Genomic DNA, 22,263 nt, shown 5'->3' with positions numbered 1-22,263 from the left:
CTGTTTACCTGTTGAATATGGTAGCCCGATATTCCTGGGGCGTCATATGGGTCGCCTTGCGGAAGGAGCGCGTGAAGTTCGTGGCCGTTCCGTATCCGACAAGCTCCGCCACATCCTGGATCTTGACGTCCGGATTTTCCAGCAGCCGCTTGGCCCTCGTCATTCGGCACGCCGAGATGTATTCGGATAAATTCGTGCCGGTCACCTGCTTGAACAGCCGGGATAGGTAAGACGGGTTAAAAAAGACCAGCTCTGCCAGCCGGACCAGCGATATCTCGTCGGGATCATGCAGATGGTCCTGGACATGCTTCTGAATAACGGTGATAACGTCCCTTGCCCGCCTCTCCTCCTCCTGACTCTGAAGGTTGAACAGCATGTCCCCGACATGGAGCAAATAGTCGAATGCTTGCTGCCAGGACTCATGCTCCCCCGGCTGCATCAGCTTGTGCAGGCCGATCCGGGTCGCTGCCGTCTCGACCAGGTTCCAGCGATTCATGTAAGACAGGAATACCAGCCCGATGGAGTAATACAGCTCCTGGGCCGGGACATGATGCATGCTGTCGACGCCGGCCAGCGCTGCCGCGCAATCGAGCAGAATAGCTCTGAATTCGGCCCGCTGCCCGTGCTCCAGCTGATCGGCAAGCACACTCAGCTTGGCATGGCGCAGCAAGGGCCTCGAGCGCGTTCCGTCCCCCGGCGGCTGAAGCTCCTGCTCGATCATCTGCTTATCGAGAAGCAGCATGCCGCAGCCCTGCCCGATCCGGTAATTCATCAGCATGTTCAGCGTGGAGAAGCGCTCCGCCGCGTCCTTCCACATCACCGGGCTATCGTCGAGCACGAACGACAGCACTTCGCCGAGGGACTCGCGGCACGCCGACTGAATCAGCTCCAGATTTCCCTTCATGAACGTCATGGCCCGCTCCCAGCTCTCGGCTTCGCTGCTTTCCTGCAGCGGCTGAATCAGCCAAACCGGGTCCATGCTCTCATTGACGACGTCAACGAACGAGACGCGAGCGGACAAATACTGGTTGGCTATAAGCCTGATTCTGTAAAGCTGCCTGGACTTCGTCGCATAGGTGAGCGCGCTGGCAAAGCTGTTGACCCTGCCCAGCATGATGAGCACAGGACGGTCCGCGCGCAGGGGAATCGCCAGTTCATCGAACTGCTTCTGATGGATCTCCTGCACGCCGAGCTGCTCGTTCAAAATTCCTTTGACGTAGTCTTTTTGCAGCAATTCCCTTGTCGCATCAAGCTGCTCCTGGGCCTTCTGGAGCAACGCCTCCGCCTTCAGCTCCGTCTCGATATCCATAGCCGCCTGCTCGACCATTTGAATCACTTTTTCATACCCTTCGGTCTTTAATAAATAGCTCACGCCCTCATACTGGAAGGCCGAGTAAATATAGGAGAATTCATTATGTCCCGTCAGAAAAATAACCCTGCAGCTTGGCCATCTCTCTCTGATTTTGTCCAGCAGCTCAAGTCCGCTCAGGCCCGGCATCCGGATATCCGTAAGCACGATATCGAAGCGCGTCCGGTCGAACAGCCGCACCGCCTCATCACCGGAATAGGCCTTGTAAACATCCAGCTCCAGCTGGGGCAGATTCGACAGCACCTCATACAACCCGTCCGCTATAATCATTTCGTCATCGACAACCAAAAGTCTGTACATCTTACATCCCTCCATCCGAAATGACGATCCGAATCGTCGCTTTTAATCCGCCCAACTCGCTTCGCTCCACATGCAATCCGCTGTTCTGTCCAAACTTCAGGCGGATTCTCTGATGTATATTGAGCAGCCCCGTCGTCTCCGCCTCATCCGGACGCGACAGGCTCTCGTTCAGAGCACGGATCTGCTCATCCTTCAGCTCCTCACCGTTATCCTCCACGATCAGCAGCAGCTCGTTTTCCGTTCGGGCAAAATGGACACTTAAAATGCCGTTGGCGCTTTTTTTCTCCAGCCCGTATTTGAAGGCGTTCTCAATAATCGGCTGCACAATCAGTCGTGGCACCATAATATGGCCCACATGCTCCGGCAATTCGCCGAACTCGATCCGGTTGCGCTTCGCGAATCGCATCGCCTGGATTTCGGAGTACACCTTGGCATGATTGATTTCCCTCCCCAGCAGCACCTCGTCGGAATCGCCCCGCGTAATGAATTGGAAATACTCCCCAAGCTGATTCGTGAACCGCTCGAGATTGTCATAATCGCCCAAGCGCGTCATCGTATTAAGAATGAAGAAGCTGTTGTACAGAAAATGCGGGTTGATCTGGGACTGCAGCTGCTTGAGTTCGGCCTTGTGTGTCAATAGCTGCTGTTTGTACACCTGGTCGATTAAGGACTTCAGATTTTCCAGCATGGCGTTAAAACGCGTATAAATATACTGGAACTCATCATTGAAATCATGGTCGATCTGCTCGTTGAAATCGCCGTGCTCGACTTTGCGGAAAGCCTTGACCAGCTTGTACAGCGGCTTGTGAATATACTTATAGACATAAAGGGAATACACGACGATGATGGCAAAAGATACGAGCAGCAGCAGCACGAACCAGCTTCGGTACTTCTCGAGCGGCTGGAATACGGCATGGACCGGAACGTATTTGCTGAGCACCGCCCCAAAGAAATGCGAGTAGCTGTACACGGCCAAATACTGCTTGTTCGTAATCGTCACGGTCTGCGCCGTATTGGGGTCGACATCGCTTAACATTTGCGAAGCAGCCGCAAGATCGAAATGAGCGTCATGACTGGTCGTGATCTCAAACTGCGAGCTTTTAAATACCAGCCCCTCCCCCGGAGAGTTGACCATCTTCTTCATATTTTCCTTGAGCTTGTCTTTGGAAATTTCGATGACCACGATAAAGAGCGGCCACTTCTTGCTCTCCGGCGTCACAAAAGGATATGAGGCGCTCAAATAGGTTTTGCCGTTCATATTGATCAGCTTCGAATCCAGCGATAGCGGAATATTCTTGAAATCGTCATATTCCTCCGGATTAAAAGAGGAGATCGTTAGAGCGGATACGTTTTTTTGGATCGCCGGAATATGGGCATACACATCGACGATATAAGCGCTGCTGTTCCGTATGGCGTTAAGCCGCTGCTGCAAGCGCAGAATGCTCTGCATTTTTTCGATATCATTCATCGATTCCGGGATCGCGCCCAGCGCGTTCAAATTATCATCGCTCAAGACATCATACTGCAGCGTTTGAATTCGTTTGAATTCCTCCTCCAGGCCGCTGTAGTACTGAGATACCTGTGAGATCATCGATTTGGAGATTTCATCCTTCAGCGTGCGGACTCCCCAGTTATAAATGATCATGCTAAGGAGATAAAGCGGAAGAAGAATGCAAATAAACGAGAGGATCAGCCTTTTGAGCACGTTTTTTTTCCATGGATGATTCAGATTCATATTCTCCCTCCCCCACTAAAATAGAAAAGAGCCTTCGCTGTAGGGCAGTGTTCCCTACCGAAGGCCGATGAACTTGTAACGGCAACCGTTACGCCTGCTTCTCCGCCGTATCCTCTTCCAGCCACAATATGGCCGTTACGCCCCGCGGATAATATTTGCTGCCCGTGATTTGCCCCGAGATGATCTGATCGCTCCAGCTCCAGACCGAGAGCTCGGGATGCGTCAGCCATTCTACATGGGCCCTGTCGGCATGGCGGCCCTGTTCATCCCAGGTTAGCCCAAGAATTTGCCGGGCGATGAACTGGCAGAGGTAGATTTTGCTGAGCCAGCTGTTGTTGCTCGTCGAGGACAGCTTCCAGCCCCCGTCTTCGAACAGGCAGATGCCATCCTGCAGCACGCTGCGCAGGTGCCGATCCAGCACATCGATATATGCCCCGAAGCGGCCGCTGCGCTCCAATGCATCACGGCAGCCCGTCACATACGGGAATATCAGCCCTTCAATGGCTGGTATGATTTTAGAATCATTGCCTTCCCCGATGACGGCCGGAATATAGCCTTGCTCGGTAACGCTGGACACGAGCGTTGCTGCGCATTTGACAGCCTGCTCCCCTGCGGTCTGAGCCTGCTCAGCCATCCCAAACTCGGCAAACAGCTTCTCCATCGCCACATAAGCCGCCCAGCATTTGCCCGCCAGATAAATATTGTTGCGCGCTTGGCCAAGGGAGACATCCAGGCTGTCGTATGTGGTAATTTCCGCGCCACCCTTCGTGCGGGTGCTGTCCAGACCCATGATACCGTTTCGCCGGGCCGGGTCGGGATGATCCCGGTTCAGCATGCTGTCGAGACATCGTGCCATCATGCCGATATTTTGCGTCATCCAGTCGGAGTCGTTCGTCTTGTCGTAATACGCTGCCGCGCAAAGTATCCAGTTTACCAGCTGCTCATGGGTCATATGCGAGAAGCAGCCGTCGAGGCCGTATATTTCATAGGAGGAATGGCCTGGGCGGGATAAGGAATTGTTGACTCCCATGTCGTGCGTAAAGCTGATGCCTCCCGGATACTCGGTGCGATCCCCCGGGAACGTAACTGTATCCTCATAGCTATAGCGCTTCACGAACATGTCCAGCTCATTGCGCACTGTCCACGGGTTCATCCGCAGTTCATAATACAGCTGATCCACCGTCAGATCGAAGGTGTTCATCATCCGGTATTCGCCTTCATTGACCACCCAGAAGGGCTCGCCGTTATAATCCAGCAGCTGTGTGGAGCCGTAATAGCTGCGAATGGCATGGGCCAGCATGAAAGCCTGATCCTCGTTCAAAGGGGATTTATCGATCAAATCATTCGCCCGTTCTGCCTCCTCCTTCAGAGCATCAAACCTGAATAAGGCATATTCAGCGACCGACTCAATATTCGGAAAGAAGCGGTTATAGTAATAGCTCGCATCGATTCCGGTAGTTACATATCCCGCGCGGTGGAAGCAAACGGCAAACCGATAGGTTTGTTTCGTCCCGGCCGGAACATCCATCAGCATCGCCCCGGACGAACCGAGCCCGAAACCCCAGTTCTCTTCATGCGCAGGTCTGAGAATTTCCTCTATATTAAAATATAGCCCGGACTGCGCCGTCCCGCGCTCGGCTGCAATCGCGATGAATCGGCCCTGTCCGATTCCGGATAGCCGGTCCGACACATCATCCAGCCTGCGCATGGAGCCTGCAGGGTCGTTCTTGCGAAAGCCAAAGAAGGCTCGTCTTGACCGGCTGCATCCCGTATTATCCACTTCCATCTCGATCAGAACCGCGGGGACAAGCACATCCTTCAATTCCTGCTCCGAAGCAGTCTTTGGATCGGGAACGGAGCGCACCTGCGAAATGATGCGGAAGGTCAGGCCGCCTGCGCTCCAGCTGTCGGTCGCCAGCCGGAAATCCCGTTTGATCTCTTCCCGGGGAAAATGATGGATGATTCTCCGCTTCTTTTTAACAGCAGGATCGTCTTCCTTCTCTACGTCATAGCGCTTGCGGTCATCCTCTCCCGTCATTTCATGGAATGGCAGTGAATCGTATCCGCTGCCATCCTCCCGTTCAAGGCCAATGTACACATTTTGCATAGGCGACTGGCCCAGCTCCAAATCGAATCCCCCGCCTGCCTCGGGAAAACCTAAGGTAAAACTGGCAAATGCCCCGATCGGGGAGTGATGGGCGTTAAAAAACTGGTTTTTCGGCGTCATGCCTCGGACACTCCTTTAATGCAATTCTCCTAAAATCCATAGGGTTAAAATCTATGGTAAGGCTTACATTCGAGGAGGAACAGGGTCAAACCTTACGACAAAATGGGCAAAACGGACGCCCGCCGTCCAGATTGCCCTGGTGCTGTATGATATAATAAAGCTACCAATTTACAGTAGATGAGGTTCCGATCGCGATGGATTATACCGGCACACCTAACACCATGGACAGCATCATGTCTCCGGATATTCAGGCCGCCTTCCGCATTTATGCCACCCACTGGCGCAAGGTCAACGCCGCCTGGCGTTATCCTGTGCATCAGCACCGCGCGTTTGAAATCAACATCGTGCTGGAGGGCGAGCAGCATATGACTGTTGCCGGCCGCCCCTTCCTGCAGCAAGCCGGGGACATCCTGTTTATCCGGCCCGGCGTGGAGCATTCCAGCCAAGGCTCCGGCGGGCCGGAGGGAATGACGTATTACGCTCTTAATTTTGATATCGATGATTCATCCCTAAGACGCTCCCTCATGATGGCTGATTCGGTCATTCTTACGGGAGATACCGCGGAAATAGCGGAGGTTCGGCAGGCGCTGGAAGATTTCATCCGTTCTACAATTTCCGGTGAATCGGATACGAATCGCCAGCGCCTAAATGCGCTTCGCGCCTCGCTCCGGCTGCTCACCGCACTTAGCGGCTGGGCATTATCAGAGCTGCCCGATAACCCGCCGGCGTACGAGCCAAGCCCGCCCGAGAACGCGATTCTGCTCGCCAATGCCATTGAAAAGCATCTTGAGGAGCTTGTCTGCGCTTCAGCAGCTGGCGGTGAAGGGAGAGCCGGCATTGAGGACATTGCCGCGAAGCTGGGGTACAGCCCCGCCCACTGCAACCGCGTGTTCCGGCAGGTCTACGGCAAATCGCCGCGCCAATACCTGTCGGGGCTGATTATCCGCCAAGCCAAGCTGCTGCTGCTGAATTACAGCCTGTCCGTAGAGGTAATCGCCCTGCGCCTCGGCTACCGGGACGCCTCTCATTTCAGCAAGCAGTTTAAACGCTGGACCGGCCTTTCTCCGCAGGGCTATCGCAAGCTCAACCACCCCGACCGCCGGGAGATTGATGCCGAGCAGCATTATCGCGACAATCCGTTTATATAAAATAAGTGTTCAAAAAGTAAGTCTTTCAGCACCGAGAAGGTTGGATGAAGCTAGAGGCTGAGGAGCGGAGCTGCACGTTTTCGAAGAAAACGACTCCGAAAGCATATGCTTGGAGAAACCTACGTGAGCACCTGAAATGTTTCCGTAGGAAACATGCTTCGTAAGCCTTAGCTTGTCTCGGCTGAATTCAAGATTCGATGTCGAGTACACTCCCTGTTTTACTTCGTGATCAAAGATTGACTTTTTGACAACCTCTAATTAGGGGGAAAGAATAACGATCTACGGGCCGCTGCTATCCGCCATTTGTTTTTGGATTAGATTTTAATGTAACAAATGGCTCCTAAAGGCGGACGTTAACTCCCTGCGATTCGTTATTCTTTTCCTGAGGCAGGAAGAGAGTAAGGGGCTGTCCCGAAAGTGGCTATAAATGGCTGAGGCACCCCTTTCTTTCATGAAGCTCTCCGTTTCTCCGGAACAATTCCCCCCCCCCATACCTGCACCTATTCTTTAAATCCTCTTATATAAACTGTTGAGTATACTAACCTATCGTACAGGTCATACCATAAATGGATTTCATGAATCTAATGATGCTCTAAACGAATGCCTATGGGGATTAGATGGATTTCATGCTGCTATAATCAAGAATCCATTCCATGATTGGCAATTTTCTAATTCTAACGACATGAAATCCAGTTAAATTTACATTTTCTTCTCAGCCGCAGAAACTAACTACTATAAATCCATTTAGACAAGGGTTGAACTATCAAAAGGTTGCAGGGTAAGCAGTAAGCGGATACGATGTAAAGCTTCGCTACTATATTCGGCATTGTATTCACCAGTATAAAAGTGTCAAATCAAGGATTTCGGCGCTCCCTGCTACTCGGCCTGCCCAAAAGTACATCTACAGGTCGGGTGTACAGGTCGGGTGTACAGGTCGGGTGTACAGGTCGGGTGTAGAGTTCGGGCGTAAAGGTCGGGCGTAAAGGTCGGGGGGCCTTCACTTATCCATCGATAATATGCCCAAATGGTCCATACCACCATGAAGCAAAAAGCGCAAATTCCGGGGCTGATCTAGCCCGAGAACTTGCGCTTTTTTTCATATAATTGAAATCCTGTTGCTCGATTCATCTGTTCCTGCTAAAGATAACTCTCATTGAATAACTACTTTTGGAACAGTCCCTTACATCTACCTTACTAAATTAATCGATTTTGATGATAATCTTTACGACGTCGTTTTTCCGGTTGATATTGACGTCAAACGCCTCGGCAATTTCATCGAAGCTGTACTCGTGGGTCACAATGCCGGACACGTCGATAAGCCCTTCGTCCATCGCCTTGATCGCCTGCGGGTAGATGTTCCGGTAGCGGAACACCGTTTTGATCTCCGCCTCCTTGCCCAGCAGCTTGGCGAAGTTGTATTCAATGATATCCTGCGGAGCCATGCCAACCAGCACGACTGTCCCGCCCCGCTTGACCATGTACGCTGTCTGCTGTACCGTTTTTACCGCGCCTGCAGTCTCCATGACAATATCCACGCCTTCGCCGTCCGTCAGCTCGTAAATCAGCTTGACTGCGTCCATCTCGGCCGCATTGATGACTCTCGTTGCGCCGAGCTCCAGCGCTTTATCCAGCCGCTTTGGAATGACGTCTACAACGGTAATGTCGATAGCGCCAAACGCTTTGGAGGCCAGCAATGTCGTCAGGCCGATACAGCCTGCGCCAAGAATGACCACGGAGCTGCCGAGCGTGACGCCGCCCTGCTTGGCAGCGTGCATGCCGACCGAAAGCGGTTCGACGAGCGCGCCCTCTCTAGTCGTAATAGAACTAGGAAGCTTGAACGCCATGTTCTCCGGAAATGCAATGTAGTTTTCAAAGCAGCCATGGTAGGGCGGCGTAGCGAGAAATTCCACATCGGGGCACAGATTGTAGCGTCCGCTTTTGCAAAATTCGCATTGTCCGCAGGTCACGCCCGGCTCCAGAGCTACGCGGTCTCCTACCTGCAGCTGCCTGACGCCCTTCCCGATAGCGACAACCGTACCCGCGCACTCGTGCCCGAGGATAAAATCGCCGTTGACAATAAAGTCGCCGATTTTGCCATGCTCGTAATAATGCACGTCCGATCCGCAGATGCCAACGTATTCAAGCTTGACGAGCACCTCCTTCTCTTTTGGCTCGGGAACTGGAATTTCGCGGATTTCCATTTGCTTCAGGCCAGTCATAAATGCTGCGCGATTGTTCAACAGAAACGCCTCCATCTTGCGTGATTATTTCGATTCATCAGTCCTCGATGCGAGGAATCCGGTCAATGCGGGGATCGGCAAAAATGTCATATTCGTCCAGGCTCCTGGTGCTGAATTCAGATACGACCGCACCTGCCGGGCCTGCCTGGAACCAGTGCTTCGTATTCGGATAAATCGTATACTGCTCGCCCTCTTTCAGCACGATTTCATGGAATACGGAGTAATGCTCTTTGCCGCTCTCCGGCAGAACACCGCGAATATTCGAGCTGGGCTCGCCTTCCACGTACAGGTACACCGTGCCGTAGCGGCAGCGGAAGGTCTCTTCCTTGCCCGGATAATTCAGCTCGGGAATCGCCGGGTGCCTGTGCTCGGGACAGGTCTGTCTCGGCAAAAGCACCATTTCCTTTGCACAGCAGCGGTCAGTATTGATCAGGGTAACGATGGAAAGCCCCACCTGCGCGAATTGATCCAGCCCGAAGTCGGCGATCTCCAGATTGTCCTTCTCCTGTTCGGTCAGCACGATATGGGCCTTGTCGAAATAATCCAGAATGATGGGCTTAAAATGCTGATATACTGATTTTTTCATAACGGCCGCCCCTCCTTATCTCCAGTGTTTTAAAAATTTAGCAATTTACTAATGTTTATCTGACCGAAGCAAATTTTAGCGCTTCGCTGCCTGCGGAATAGACGGTAATCGTCTTCACCTCACCCGGCAGCAGATCAAAGTAGAGGTCGGAGCAGTCATAACCGCCCGCAACATATACACCGTGCGCATACCCTTTGCTGGTCAGCGTAATTTTGCGATCCGGTCCGATCTGCTCATCGCTGACGATTTCCACCGGCGATGGATCGAATACCATCGTCTTCATATCGCCTGTCCGCAGGGATATGGAGTTCACAGTCTCTGAATCTGGAATCAGCATCATGCTGCCTTTGGTGTAGTCCTGATCCGGCAGCTTCTCCGTAAGCAGGTAAACCCGGCTGTGCGGCTCAAGGGAAATCTCCAGCGTTCTCGTCTGCCGAACTGTTCCGTCGAACGAAATATAGCCGTATTCCGCCTGAAAACTCACCTTCTCTGCCGTATCATTCATCCCCTGAACTACGACGTTTCCGTCCACCACGCGCATCGACAGCTTCGTATGGGCCAGAGCGCGTTTTACGCCGTAGTACGGGATTTTGCGGCTCAGATAATAATCGATAATCGTCCAGCCGACCTCGCCCCAGGCATCGTTGTACATCCAGAACAGCGCGCCGCCGCAATCCTCCTTGAATCGGATCGCTTCCAGCGAATACTCCAGCATGAGCGAGTGCACCATGCCGCCGTACAGCAGATAGTCCTCGATGGATAAATTGTCGATGCGGTCAAGGTAGTTTTTAGCGATGCCCGTGACGACGGTTCCTTTTTCAAACACGTTGCAGTGCATTTGCCATACTTCGCTGTCGAAGTCGATTTCTTCCCCGCCCAAATACTTCTTCGTACTCTCCAAAGAACAAGGGCCGACGAAGCCGTATTCGCTCACGAATTTGGAGTTCACCGTATCGAAGTCCATCGGCTCGATGCGCTCGTCCATATTAAGGCTCATGAAGGCGTTATGCCAGCGATGGACATCGCCGACCGTATCGTCGTTCGGAAGCGCCCCGCCGTACGGCGAGCTGTTCCAGTAAGGTATATGGGAGCAGTTGTTGTACATGATCTCTTTCGCGAGAATATTCGCAATATATAAGCCGTACTGCTTCTCATGCTTGAACTCGATCTGCCATCGCGGATTGTCATATTTGTTAAAGATCCAGTGGACTTCGTTAGTTCCGCAGAACAAGGCAATGGATGCCCGGTTGCGCAGGCGCTTGGTCTGATAGTCCATCTCGGCCCGCATCTCATCGCGGAACTCCCGTTTGTGGTCAGGATAAGTGGAGCAGGCCATCATGAAATCCTGCCACACCAGCAGACCGTTCCGGTCGCACAAATCGTAGAAAATATCCCGCTCGAACAGCCCGCCGCCCCAGACGCGCAGCATGTTGAAATTCGCCTCCACCGCCTCGCGGATCAAGGTCTCATACTTCTCGTCAGTAACACGCGCATGGATGAAATCGGCTGGAACCCAGTTGCCCCCTTTGCTGAAAATAGGAACGCCGTTGACGATCAGCCGGAAATTGCGTTCTTCGCCGCGCAAGATGGACGTATCCAGCTCGACCGTCCGGATGCCGAATTGAAATGCGGGATATTCGGTCTTCGCATTTGCGCTCGCTGCAGATACCCGCACATCGTACAGCGGATGATCGCCATGTCCCGCAGGCCACCACAGCCGGGCATTCTCCACCTCGAGATCCACGTCAAAATAGTTCGTGCCGGAGGTCAGAAGCAGGTTCTCGAGCTTCTTCGTCACACAGGATTGTCCGTCATAGGAAATGTCGATCTGCAGATCGCAGTTTATCGTCCCGATGATGTCCAGGTTCTCGATGTTGACCGTCGCTTTCAGCCGAGCTGTCTGAGCTGCGCTAACGGTTACGAGCTTCACCTCGCGAACCGCGATCTCTTTCTCGCAGCGCAGGTATGCATTTCCGCCAAGCCCGCAGGTGACAACGCGCGGCCCCCAGTCCCAGCCCACTGTATATTGCGGACGTCTTACGTAGGAACGGCGATAGTCGCCGCGGTCTTTGCCGCCGTTATCGTATTCACGGCAGGTCGCCCAGTTGAGCTCCGACAAATCGTTGTCGGTAACGTCCTCCAGCCCGGTAGTGACGCGCACCGTAAGCGTGTTTTTCCCGGGAGTCAGAACATCCTTGATGTTGCGGACGAACGGATAATGCACGTTGCGATGGCTGCCGACATATTGATCGTTGACGAAAATATCGCTGTTCGTGTCGATCGTTTCAATGACTAGCTCAATAATGTCACTGTCAAAATCGATACCCGCGCCGTCGAATTCCTTGGTGTACCACCAGGAACGCTGTTCGATCCATTCGCTGGCGAGCGCATGATCGGACTCCAGCGGCTCCTGAATTATGCCATTCTCGATCAGAGGTATGCGAACATCGGTTGGAAGCGAGCAAGGATACCAGCCTTCCTTCAAAGCTTTTACAGCCGCCAGGCTGTCTTTGCCCCAGTGCAGCGGCGCCTCATGCAGAAGCCATGCGTCGTTTAAATCAAATCTTTTCATAAGTCTCCCCATCCTTGATGTGTAATTGTTGTCATTCCTGTTTCATTGGTGCGAATCAACCCTTGACCGAACCGGCGACCATGCCCTTGATGATCTGCTTGGAGAACGCGAAATATAGTGCCATAGCGGGAAAAATAGCGATCAGCATTGAGGCCATCATTTTCGGATAATCGGTAACGAACTGTCCTTTGAACAGCGTGATGCCGACAGGCACGGTCATCAGGGTTTCCTTGCTGATCAGGATCAACGCAAACGTAAATTCATTCCATACGATAAAAAATTGAATGATGCCGACGGTAACAAGGATCGGCTGGCACATTGGAAGCACGATGCGGAACAGAGTGCGATGGAAGCTGCAGCCATCGATATTCGCAGCCTCCTCTACTTCAATGGGAATGCTTCGCACATAGCTCTCTACCAGGAAAATCGAAATCGGCAAACCGAAGGCCGCATACGGTAGAATCAGCGTGTACCATTGATCGCCCATCCCGGTTTTCGTAAACAGCACGTACATCGGCACCATTAAAGCATGAATCGGAACCAGCATCCCGAGCAGGTAGTAGTTGTAAAGCGCATTTTTCCCTTTAAACCGGAAGCGGGAAAGAAAGTAACCGACAATAAAGCCAAGAATCAGGATAATCGCGAGCGACAGCACGCTATTCCGGATGGTGTTGCCCATCCACAGCAGAATTTTGCTTTTAGTCAGAATCGCAATATATTGCTGAAAGTTCGGGCTGTGCGGCAATGAAATCGGATTGGCGTAGAACTCGGCCTTCCCTTTAAGCGAAGAATAGAATAGCCATATCGCCGGAAATATGCAGGTTATGGAGAAAACGGCCAAAACCAGATTAGGAACCAGCCCGGACAAAAAACGGCGTTTACTGCTCTCCCCCATCACTCACACCTCCTTGTCCTTCGTAAAGCTCAACAGCAGCCATCTCGTTCCGGCGATAAATATCAGGCTCAGAATCAGGATGCCGATCGACATCGCGCTGCCGTAACCCATCTTATAGCTGAGGAAGGACGTCTTATAAGCGTTTAACGCCATCACGTTGCTTGAAGTCCCCGGCCCTCCGCCGGTCATCACATAGATGTGGTCAAAGACCTTCATCGTCCCCGCGATACAGAGCGTTACGCAGACGATCAGCGTGTTCTTTACGAGAGGCAAAGTGATGTGGATCGCCTTCTTCCAGCCGTTCGCCCCGTCGATCTCCGCCATTTCCAGCACCTGCGGGTCAATGGAAGCTAGAGCGGAGAGGATGATAATCATGTAATATCCGATATATTGCCAAATCAATGGAATCGCAACCAGGGTCAGCGCAAGACTCTCATTGTTCAGCCAGGGCTGAATCCATTCCGCTTTTCCGATTTGCTTAAGAAAAATATTGATTAAGCCATAGTTGTAGTCATAGAGCATCGTCCAAATAAAGCCGATCACGACCGCCGATAATACCGACGGAAAGTAAGACATCGTTCTGTGAAAGGCCTTGAATCTGACGCCTCTTGTATTCAGCAGTATGGCGAACAAGAAGGCGAAGCCGATTTGTCCGACGATGCACAGCACCGTAAGATAAATGTTGTTGACAAAAGATTGGATGAAAATGTCGTCCTTAGCCAGCGCTATAAAATTATCCAAACCGATATAATTCATCTTCGTCCCGCCCGACCAGTCAAAGAACCCGTAATAAAAGGCCAGGACGATCGGAACAAATACGATAAAGGTGTACAGGATAAAGCCCGGCAGCATGTACAATATGAAAGCCTTCCTTGACGGACGAATTGCCTGGTTCATGTAGCTGCTTCCTCCTTAATTAACGAATGGATGCAAGCTGCCGGCACGCGAGCGGTGCCAGCAGCTTGAACCATCGCGGCGGTTACAGGCTGTCCTGCCCGGACTGAAGCTGCGCGGCCAGCTCCTGGCCTGTTTTCGTACCGTTCAGCACTTCCTGCAGACCCGTATTCATGCTTTCGATAATGGAGCCTTCCATCAGCATGTCGTAGATCGGCGTAAACGTCAGGGAGCCGGTCAATGCGGCAAAATCCTGTGTCAATTGCGGAAACTGCGTCAAATCGGTGCCTTCAATCAGGCTTGGGCCGGTCATGCCGTATTTTTCGGCATAAACTCTGGAAAAGTCATAACCCGCCGTGCTGAACAGGAAATCCATAGCTGCATCGAGCTTCGCGCCTTCCAGATTTTTGTTGAGCGCCACATACCAGCCGGCACCGCCGGAGATCGTGTTGTTATCGCCTTTTCCACCATCCACGGGCGGCAGAATCGCAACCTTGGTCTGGCTTAGCACTTCCTCCGAGGCATTGGACAGCAGGTAGCTAAGCGCCCAATGGCCGTCAATGGTAGCCGCCGCCTTGCCCTGTGCGTAATATTCCTCAGCCTGTGCATTCGAGATGATATTGAAATCAGGGTTAAACACTTTGTTGGCGGCAATGCTCTGCATCTGATCGAGTGCGCTTACAAACTCAGGGTCGGTAAATTTCGCGCTGCCGTCACGGGCTATAATCGAATTCGTCCAATCGGTGCCTGTGAAACGGTCGCCCATGGTCGATAGGATGCTGGATTCGGCCGGCCATTTGTCCTTGTTGCCCAGTGCGATAGCGGAGATTCCCTTTTCATTAAATTTCTCTGCGGCCTTGTAAATGTCTTCCCAATTATCTGGAAAACGGTCATAGCCGATTTCTTTCCACATTTGTTCGTTATAAAAAACAACCGAGGTAATCGATAGCTGATTCGGAATCCCGTAAATGTTGCCGTCCCGCGTAGCTGCATCAAACACGCCTTTGCGGAACTTGTCCTTGTGCTCATATTGATCAAGGTAGTCGTTGATCGGCATCAGCAGGTCGTTGTTTGCAAAATTGCTTACCCAGGAACCTTTTAAGAAGAAGATGTCCGGGATTTCGTTGACGGCGGCCTGCGCCTGGATTTTCGTCGAATAATCCGCCTGCGACATGACCGACTGTACCAGATTGACATTCGGATTGTTCGCTTCCCACTCTTCAACCAGTGTCATATAGCTGTCCATTTCTGCGCTTGTGGGACGCTCCTCCTCCAAATAATAGTGCGAGAAGGTCAATTGAATCTGTTCGCCCTTTGCCCCGCTTGCCCCGGAGTTGCCGGAGGAAGTTCCGCCATTGCCGCTTCCGCCGCCGCCACAGGCAGAAAGGATTAGCGAGAGAGCTGCCAGAAATGAGATGATTTGAATGATCTTTTTCTTTTTCATGTTGCCCCTCCAAATGTATATTTGATTTCATAACCTAACTATAGAAGACGTGGGACTCATTTTGTATCCGCTTTCTTGTCTTCATTATCCTCGTATTTTGTCATTATCTAAAGAAAAATGGGGTCGACCTCTTTCCTTGTTGCGAACGATATCCTTAAAATTTGATATTTATCGCAAAAAATGACCTTCTCATTAAATTAGCATAGGACAATTGACACCTGTCCGGCGCAATGACAGAATAAATTCATAACAACAAGGGGGAGTGTGCGCCCTGTGACTATGCGTAAAAAGCTTATGCTGTTCTTCATCTGCCTCGTGATGATCCCGATTCTTACGATTTATTCCGTAGCCATCAGCATTTTTTATGAGAGCACCAAAAAAGATTTGCAAGCGCTTTTTTCGAACCATATCCATGGAATTGGCAAAAGCGCAGATCAGTTTTTTACCGACGCGCTGGATCTTACGACCTATCCATTAATGGAAACGAATCTGAGAGCCTTCTTGAGCAAGCCGAAGGATGATGAGAACTATTTCACGCTGACCAGCAACGCCAATAGCATCCTGCTGTCTATGCCCTACGGTTTCTCCAACGGCATTCGCGGCATTTCTCTCCTTTCGCGGGATCAAGCCTCTATTAATGTAGGCATTTCGTTAAAAATATCGAAGGAAGATCTGGAAGCTGCGCGAGCCGGGGAATCGAGACCCTATTGGGATTATCGCGACGTTTCCAGCCTGCAGGATACGCCAAAAGAAGCATACAGCCATATTACTCTAACCCGAATGCTAAGGAATCCGAGCAATTTGTCCGAGGAGCTCGGCTTTATCAAAATCGCCATGAGCCGGAAGCAGCTTATTGATACTCTGATGTCGGACCGGATCAACCACGAGGTCTCCTATTTTATCATTGATGAGAATAACAAGCTCCTTGTGGATACGAGCTCCGGCCAAAGCTACGCCAATCTGAAGGGGGACATTTCCTATCCGCATCTTCTCCAGTTGGCTTCCAGCTCGGCCAATACGCAGATCAACGGGCAATACTTCATTTCCGCCCATAAAATAGAACGAACTCCATTCGTTTTATACAGCATTGTAAAACCGAATATTTTAACGATTATTAAGGAAACGCTTCTTAAGGGCCTATCGCTGACGGTGGTGCTTGTGCTCCTGTTTACGCTGCTATTGTCCTTCACTTTTTCCCAGATTATCACGGCTCCGCTCGTCAAGCTAGGCAAGCGCATGAAGTCGATCTCCAATGAGGATTTCTCCGTGCGCATCGACGTGAAGAGAAATGATGAAATCGCGGTGCTGGCCAACAATTTCAACCGTATGGCGCGGCGGCTGGACTTTCTATATAAAGAAGTCTACATGGGGAATTTGAAATTACAGCAAGCTCAGCTAAGCGCCCTGCAAACACAGATCAACCCCCATTTTTTATATAACACGCTGGATACGATCTACTGGATGTCGGAGATGGGCGATACCAAAAATGTCAGCTCGATGGTTTCAAATATGTCGAAAATGATGCGCATGACGCTCTCCCCCAACAACAGTGACATGGTGACGCTGGCGGAGGAGCTGGAGCATCTAAGCTGCTACATCCATATCCAACGAATCCGCTACGGCGACCAGTTCGTGTTCGACATCGATTGTCCGGAGCATTTGAAGTCTTATTACGTCCTGCGCCTTCTGCTGCAGCCGCTGGTCGAAAACGCACTTCTTCATGGTCTGAAGAACAGCACCCATGGCATCGTAAAGGTTCAAATTTACGAAAATGAGAATTCACTCGTTTACGAGGTCATGAACAATGGTACCCCGGTGGACGTCACTGAAATTAACCGCCTGCTGGAGGAAGAGGGCAGCGGCATGCGGGGCTTTGCTCTACGGAACATTAAGGAGCGGATCGCTCTGAAGAATGGAAAGGGCTTTCATCTTGGTTGTTTTTTGCGTGACGGATTCAGCGTCTTTCAAATTACGCAAAAGCTGAGGAATAAAGAGGCCGATTCCCGTGAAATTTCGCTTTCGGACGACAACAATGAAAAACAAAGGGGCTGAAGACATGATAAAAATCCTGCTCGTTGACGACGAGGCATTTATCCGTCAGGGAATTCGCTATACGATTCCGTGGGAAAAGCATGGGATGGAAATTGTCGGAGAGGCGGCTAACGGAGAAGATGGCCTGAAGCTGGCCATTCAGCTCTCCCCTGATATCGTTTTTGCAGACATCCAGATGCCGATCATGAGCGGAATTGAGCTAGCGAGAAAATTAAATGAATATTTGCCGCGCACGAAGGTGATTATTCTCTCTGCGTATGGCAATACCGAGAACTTTACTCGCGCAATTGAAGTGAAGGTCAGCTCCTTCGTTCTGAAAAATGCCGATTCCGGCAAAATATTGGAGGCGGCCCTCCGGGCAAAGGATGCTATTTCGGAAGAAAATGCCGCCTATGGACGTCAGACGCTGATGCAGACGATCTATAAGGAAAACCAGCATTTGATTAAATCGGCCTTGTTTGCGAAATTTTTAAAAAACGAAATTCCGTTGAACACGTTTCAGAAAAAGGCCGAAAAGCTGGATATGCCGCTGCCGGGCCCCTGCTATTCGATGCTGCTCGCCCGCTGTGTTGCAAACGACGACTGGCCGGTGTACAACCATTTTGTGCAGGCTTTTCAGGAGCTCGAGCCCTTTGTATTTTTCATGGATGACGGCAAGCTCGTAACGGTATTGAATGTTGGTGCGCAGGGTGTTTCGGAGGAGGTTATGGACAAGACACTGGCCAATCTCAAGCCTTATATTTTCGGCAACAGTATGGTGTTAATGAACCGGATCGATTCGCTCGAGGAGTTCTCCTGCGCTTATGCGCTTCTGGATAGGGCACTGGATGCCTGCTTCTGGAACATGGAGCGGCAATATACGGAGGTTGCCCCAACAGATATATTTCCTAGCATCGGACCAAGTGAGATACAGGATAGCGAGAGCAAGGTCATCTCCGCGGTATTGTCCAGAAATGCTGCCCATATTGAACAAGCTATCCAGGAATACGCTGAGTTTATGCGTCAAAATACCGTCTCACGGTCGTGCTTTCTGGAATCGGTGAACCGGATCATCGTGCTGATGGAGGCTGTGATGGAAAGGCAAAACGACGCCCGTAGAACGGCGGAAATTGTTGCTGAAACGGAAACGCCCGAGGAAGTGATTGAGCTGATGCTGAGCCTGGCCAAGCCAAACCTGGAGACGGATTATAAAAATGTGCAGTTTGCAGCCGCACTGGATTATATCAGCCAGAATTATAACAAGGATCTCAAGCTGACCGATGTTGCCAAGGCCGTTTACATTTCCACCGGTTATTTGAGCAGAATCTTCAAAAGTGAAACCGGTTATTCCTTTAAAGAGTGGGTGAATCGCATTCGCATCGAAAAGGCGAAGGAGCTTATTCTAAACAGTGATTTGAAATACTATGAAATCGCCGAATTGGTAGGGTACAAGGACTACAAGTATTTCTCCGCCTATTTCAGCAAATTATGCGGAGTCAGCGCGAAGGAATATAAAGTGCTGAACAGCCCGATGCTTCATCGTTAGAGTCATGTTCATGTTCTTATATCAAAGTTAGAACACTTTAATGGCAAAAACAGGACTTCCTGCCGTCGATCACGACGGATGGGAAAGTCCTGTTTTTTTTGATACTGGATGAACGAACTCCTTTTGTTTCTTTACTTCGTCTGCTATTTCACCGAACCCAGCATACCCTGCACGAATTGCTTCTGCAGCAGGAAGAAAATCAGCACCGTCGGCAGCGTCGTAATCACGATGGCCACCATAATAATTCCGTAGTCCGGATTATAGGAGGAGGCCAGCGACGATACGATCAGCGGCAGCGTCTTCTTGTCCTGCGTCTGCAAGGCGATCAACGGCCACAGGAAGCTGTTCCAGTAGTTCATGAACGTAATGATCGCTGCGGCCGCATAGGTCGGCTTCATCGTTGGAACGTAGACCTGGGCGAACAAGCGCCACTCGCCTAATCCGTCGACCCGCCCGGCCTGCAGCAGCTCCCGCGGAAACGACTTCGTATTCTGCATGAAGAAGAAGATCATAAATGCCGTCGTAATCGAAGGCAGGATGACCGCGGTCGGCGTATTCAGCATGCCCATGTTGCTGAACATGCGGAACAGCGGAATCATGACAGCCGCGAACGGCATCATCATGGAGAGCATGAGCAGTCCGAACAGCCTGTCCTTGCCCTTGGAACGATAAATCTCAAACCCGTATCCGGCCATGGAGCTCAACACCAGCGTACCGATCGTGCCGATGATCGCAATCAGCGTTGAGTTCCAAAAAGCCGCACCTAGATTCGTCATATCCAGCAATTTGGTAACATTGCTCTGCAGCATCGAACCGAAGCTGAACTTGCCCTTCACGATATCCGAGGATGTGTTGGTCATCCCGATCAGCATCCAGACGAAGGGAAACAGAGAAACGACGGATGCGATAATCAGGAACAAATGAATGCCCAGCGAGCTTAATTTCCTCATTGCTTCTCACCTCCGACCTTAAGCTGAAGGAAGGCCAGCACGGCGACCATAACTACGATGGCATACGATACCGTAGCCGCGTAACCGAAGTTAGGCGTATAGACGAAAGACAGGTTATAGATATACTGGGAAATCGTCATCGTCGAATTGCCCGGACCGCCGTTCGTAATGTTGACGACCTCATCGAACAATTGCAAAGTACCATTCGTCGAAATTATCGCCGTAAACAGAATGATCGGCTTGAGCATCGGTACGGTAATGCTGAAAAATTGCCGCGTCTTCGAAGCGCCATCGATCGAGGCCGCCTCATAGACGCTCGGATCGATATTCTGCATTGCCGACAGATAGAAAATCATGTTATAACCCGTCCAGCGCCAGGTAATCGCCGCTATAATGACTACCTTCGCCCATACCGGATCCATGAGCCAGGCAATGGGCTCCTGGATCACGCGGATGGACATCAGCATCCGGTTCAGGATGCCGTCGACAGCAAAAATACTCTTGAACAGCACCGCATAAGATACCAGCGATGTTACGCAGGGCAGAAATATGGCCGTACGATAAAACCCTTTGAAGCGAAGCTTCGGCATGTTCAGGAAGTAAGCGATCACCAGCCCGAGCATCAGCATAACCGGTACCTGGACAACAAGGTACAGCAATGTGTTCAACACCGCTTGCTTGAACATTGGATCAGAGAACAAGCGTGAATAGTTGGCCAATCCTGCATACTGATATACCGTTCCTTTGCCGGACTGAAACGACAAGAGCAAGGATTGCAGCATGGGATAGAAGCTGAACAGAAGAATCAGCGCTGAAGGCAGCAGCACAAACTGCCATCCCATCAAAGAAGATTTATTCCATTTACTGCCCATAGATTACCACCCGCTAACTTAGTTTTTATTGCACCTGCTGTTCAAAGTGTTTCTGAATGTTAGCCAAGCTTTGGGTCAAATCCGCACCGTTCAAAATGTTAGGCAGCTCGTTCTTCAGTGCATCCTTTGCCTCTTGCGTGTACATTCCCAAGGAAATACCCGGAACCTCGGTAGACCATCTTGTGAAATCGCTATAAATCGCCTGACCTCCGAAGAACTCTGGTTTCTGATTGTATACTTCGCTGGAGAAGGCTGGGATAAAGGAGCCGACTCCTCCGTTTTCCGTCAGGAAGCGCTCATAAAATTCCGTACTGCTGCCCATTGTGGAGGCTAGGAAATCAATCGCCAAATCTTTATTGGCCGAGCCTTCAAGCACGAACCAGCTGGACCCGCCCTCGTTGGAGGCATTTACGCCGCCTTCCACATTCAATCTAGGAATCGGTGCGACTCTCCATTTGCCGCTTTGATCCTGGGCATCCATGATGGAAGCGATTTGCCATACCCCGGATACGACGGTAGCTACGTCGCCGGTATTGAAGCTGCCTACGAATTCGCTCCAGCCCGTCACCGGCTTGGCGATCCCGGAATCCGCGATCGCTTTGTATACGCGAAGCGTCTCGGTCATGGCCGGATTGTCTACGAAATTTCCTTTGTTATCCGGCGTAATGTACCAGGAGCCGGCGGATTGAAGCAGGATCGAAGTCAAGGCTTCATCGTTCGGATTGATGGTCGCCATGTATTTGCCTGTTTTTTCTTTGACAACTTTACCGATTTCAATATATTCATCCCAAGTAATGTTCTCGAGGTCCTCGGCCTTATAGCCGGCTTCCTCCAAATAATCGACGCGGTAGAACATGCCCGTTACGCCGATGTCGAACGGAACGCCGTAAATCTTATCGTCGATCCGCAGCGCATCTACCTTATAAGGAGAAAATTGTGTAAAGTCTACCTTTTCTTTAAAATCAGCGAACGTTCCCGGATAAGCGGTTACGTATTTTTGAATGTTCGGATCGTTCACCAGAATGATATCCGGCAGCCCGTCTTTGACGCCTGCAGCCAGGTTCGTGTTCAGCTTTTGCTCCAGATCCGTCTTCGCCATATCGATGATTTCCAGTTGGAAATCCGGATGCTCCTTCTTGTACAAATCCTCGGCAATTTTGAGCGCAGCTCCGTTAAAGGACGGATCCCACGCCCAGGCAACGACCTTCTTCGTTCCGGCGCTTTCTTCTTTATTGCTGCCCTTCTCTGCCGTATTCGAAGAACCGCACGCCGCTAGCAATGATGCCGTCATGGAAACCAGCAGCAGCATAGATAACCACTTTTTCAATCTTTACAACCCCTTTTGATGTGTTTTTTGTAAGCGTTTCATGTAATTCGTTATCTATTTTAGAAAAATAAAAATCCGAAGTATAATCAAATTTAGCTCTATGTTAGCAGTAATTATTGCTCTCTGG

General features: G+C 51.0%; 15 protein-coding genes. 3 read left to right on the top strand and 12 right to left on the bottom strand.

What is annotated here, in order from left to right; all coding sequences use genetic code 11:
• Positions 1-4 precede the first annotated feature (4 nt).
• From BN2762_RS11885 to BN2762_RS11875, 3 genes are all read right to left on the bottom strand, one after another.
• On the bottom strand, positions 5-1,669 hold the full coding sequence (locus tag BN2762_RS11885) for a response regulator transcription factor (RefSeq protein ID WP_055107196.1): 1,665 nt from the start codon (positions 1,667-1,669) through the stop codon (positions 5-7).
• Between the two features lies 1 nt (position 1,670).
• Positions 1,671-3,404, bottom strand: coding sequence for a sensor histidine kinase (locus BN2762_RS11880; protein ID WP_055107195.1), 1,734 nt, complete (start codon positions 3,402-3,404; stop codon positions 1,671-1,673).
• A gap of 88 nt (positions 3,405-3,492) precedes the next feature.
• Positions 3,493-5,631 carry a glycoside hydrolase family 52 protein gene (locus tag BN2762_RS11875; RefSeq protein ID WP_055107194.1) on the bottom strand — a complete coding sequence of 713 codons (2,139 nt, stop codon included), beginning with the start codon at positions 5,629-5,631 and terminating at the stop codon, positions 3,493-3,495.
• A gap of 194 nt (positions 5,632-5,825) precedes the next feature.
• Here BN2762_RS11875 and BN2762_RS11870 point away from each other — a divergent pair, with 194 nt between their 5' ends.
• Positions 5,826-6,779 carry an AraC family transcriptional regulator gene (locus BN2762_RS11870; RefSeq protein WP_055107193.1) on the top strand — a complete coding sequence of 318 codons (954 nt, stop codon included), beginning with the start codon at positions 5,826-5,828 and terminating at the stop codon, positions 6,777-6,779.
• A gap of 1,199 nt (positions 6,780-7,978) precedes the next feature.
• On the opposite strand, the gene BN2762_RS11865 is transcribed toward BN2762_RS11870, so the two are convergent.
• The 6 genes from BN2762_RS11865 to BN2762_RS11840 form a co-directional block, all read right to left on the bottom strand.
• Positions 7,979-9,019 carry an NAD(P)-dependent alcohol dehydrogenase gene (locus BN2762_RS11865; protein ID WP_055107192.1) on the bottom strand — a complete coding sequence of 347 codons (1,041 nt, stop codon included), beginning with the start codon at positions 9,017-9,019 and terminating at the stop codon, positions 7,979-7,981.
• A 37-nt stretch (positions 9,020-9,056) separates the two neighbouring features.
• Positions 9,057-9,605 (bottom strand): D-lyxose/D-mannose family sugar isomerase, encoded by a 549-nt coding sequence (locus BN2762_RS11860; protein ID WP_055107191.1) that lies wholly within the window; start codon positions 9,603-9,605, stop codon positions 9,057-9,059.
• 55 nt (positions 9,606-9,660) lie between these two features.
• Complete coding sequence (locus BN2762_RS11855) at positions 9,661-12,177, bottom strand: glycoside hydrolase family 2 protein (protein ID WP_055107190.1); 2,517 nt, start codon at positions 12,175-12,177, stop codon at positions 9,661-9,663.
• A 55-nt stretch (positions 12,178-12,232) separates the two neighbouring features.
• Complete coding sequence (locus BN2762_RS11850; protein WP_055107189.1) at positions 12,233-13,072, bottom strand: carbohydrate ABC transporter permease; 840 nt, start codon at positions 13,070-13,072, stop codon at positions 12,233-12,235.
• Positions 13,073-13,075: 3 nt separating this feature from the next.
• On the bottom strand, positions 13,076-13,969 hold the full coding sequence (locus BN2762_RS11845) for a carbohydrate ABC transporter permease (protein WP_055107188.1): 894 nt from the start codon (positions 13,967-13,969) through the stop codon (positions 13,076-13,078).
• 82 nt (positions 13,970-14,051) lie between these two features.
• The gene (locus BN2762_RS11840; protein ID WP_055107187.1) at positions 14,052-15,410 is read right to left on the bottom strand and encodes an extracellular solute-binding protein; all 1,359 of its coding nucleotides are present in this window, start codon (positions 15,408-15,410) and stop codon (positions 14,052-14,054) included.
• A 279-nt stretch (positions 15,411-15,689) separates the two neighbouring features.
• Between BN2762_RS11840 and BN2762_RS11835 the strand changes: the two genes are divergently transcribed.
• Complete coding sequence (locus BN2762_RS11835) at positions 15,690-17,462, top strand: sensor histidine kinase (protein ID WP_055107186.1); 1,773 nt, start codon at positions 15,690-15,692, stop codon at positions 17,460-17,462.
• Positions 17,416-18,987, top strand: a complete 1,572-nt coding sequence (locus BN2762_RS11830; RefSeq protein WP_083484909.1) for a response regulator transcription factor — start codon at positions 17,416-17,418, stop codon at positions 18,985-18,987. Before BN2762_RS11835 ends, BN2762_RS11830 begins: the two co-directional genes overlap by 47 nt.
• A 143-nt stretch (positions 18,988-19,130) precedes the next feature.
• Here BN2762_RS11830 and BN2762_RS11825 read toward each other — a convergent pair whose 3' ends face one another.
• Genes BN2762_RS11825 through BN2762_RS11815 form a run of 3 tightly spaced genes read right to left on the bottom strand, consistent with a single transcriptional unit; the run spans position 19,131 to position 22,136 of the window.
• Positions 19,131-19,937, bottom strand: coding sequence for a carbohydrate ABC transporter permease (locus BN2762_RS11825; RefSeq protein WP_055107184.1), 807 nt, complete (start codon positions 19,935-19,937; stop codon positions 19,131-19,133).
• Positions 19,934-20,809, bottom strand: a complete 876-nt coding sequence (locus BN2762_RS11820) for a carbohydrate ABC transporter permease (protein WP_055107183.1) — start codon at positions 20,807-20,809, stop codon at positions 19,934-19,936. Before BN2762_RS11820 ends, BN2762_RS11825 begins: the two co-directional genes overlap by 4 nt.
• Positions 20,810-20,834: 25 nt before the next feature.
• Positions 20,835-22,136: an ABC transporter substrate-binding protein gene (locus tag BN2762_RS11815; RefSeq protein WP_055107182.1), complete on the bottom strand. Its 1,302-nt coding sequence runs from the start codon at positions 22,134-22,136 to the stop codon at positions 20,835-20,837.
• Between the last annotated feature and the right edge of the window lie 127 nt (positions 22,137-22,263).

This window comes from Paenibacillus ihumii (assembly GCF_001403875.1).
Classification (GTDB): Bacteria; Bacillota; Bacilli; order Paenibacillales; family Paenibacillaceae; genus Fontibacillus; species Fontibacillus ihumii.
The sequence above is the reverse complement of the archived record's forward strand: the minus strand, read 5'-3'. Positions and strand labels throughout refer to the sequence as shown.

What these genes read in the sequence shown, in the direction of transcription:
- BN2762_RS11875 (WP_055107194.1), bottom strand. Translation starts at nt 5,631, where the DNA reads ATGACGCCGAAAAACCAGTTTTTTAACGCCCATCACTCCCCGATCGGG.
- BN2762_RS11845 (WP_055107188.1), bottom strand. Translation starts at nt 13,969, where the DNA reads ATGAACCAGGCAATTCGTCCGTCAAGGAAGGCTTTCATATTGTACATG.
- BN2762_RS11885 (WP_055107196.1), bottom strand. Translation starts at nt 1,669, where the DNA reads ATGTACAGACTTTTGGTTGTCGATGACGAAATGATTATAGCGGACGGG.
- BN2762_RS11840 (WP_055107187.1), bottom strand. Translation starts at nt 15,410, where the DNA reads ATGAAAAAGAAAAAGATCATTCAAATCATCTCATTTCTGGCAGCTCTC.
- BN2762_RS11835 (WP_055107186.1), top strand. Translation starts at nt 15,690, where the DNA reads ATGCGTAAAAAGCTTATGCTGTTCTTCATCTGCCTCGTGATGATCCCG.
- BN2762_RS11820 (WP_055107183.1), bottom strand. Translation starts at nt 20,809, where the DNA reads ATGGGCAGTAAATGGAATAAATCTTCTTTGATGGGATGGCAGTTTGTG.
- BN2762_RS11880 (WP_055107195.1), bottom strand. Translation starts at nt 3,404, where the DNA reads ATGAATCTGAATCATCCATGGAAAAAAAACGTGCTCAAAAGGCTGATC.
- BN2762_RS11825 (WP_055107184.1), bottom strand. Translation starts at nt 19,937, where the DNA reads ATGAGGAAATTAAGCTCGCTGGGCATTCATTTGTTCCTGATTATCGCA.
- BN2762_RS11870 (WP_055107193.1), top strand. Translation starts at nt 5,826, where the DNA reads ATGGATTATACCGGCACACCTAACACCATGGACAGCATCATGTCTCCG.
- BN2762_RS11850 (WP_055107189.1), bottom strand. Translation starts at nt 13,072, where the DNA reads ATGGGGGAGAGCAGTAAACGCCGTTTTTTGTCCGGGCTGGTTCCTAAT.
- BN2762_RS11855 (WP_055107190.1), bottom strand. Translation starts at nt 12,177, where the DNA reads ATGAAAAGATTTGATTTAAACGACGCATGGCTTCTGCATGAGGCGCCG.
- BN2762_RS11860 (WP_055107191.1), bottom strand. Translation starts at nt 9,605, where the DNA reads ATGAAAAAATCAGTATATCAGCATTTTAAGCCCATCATTCTGGATTAT.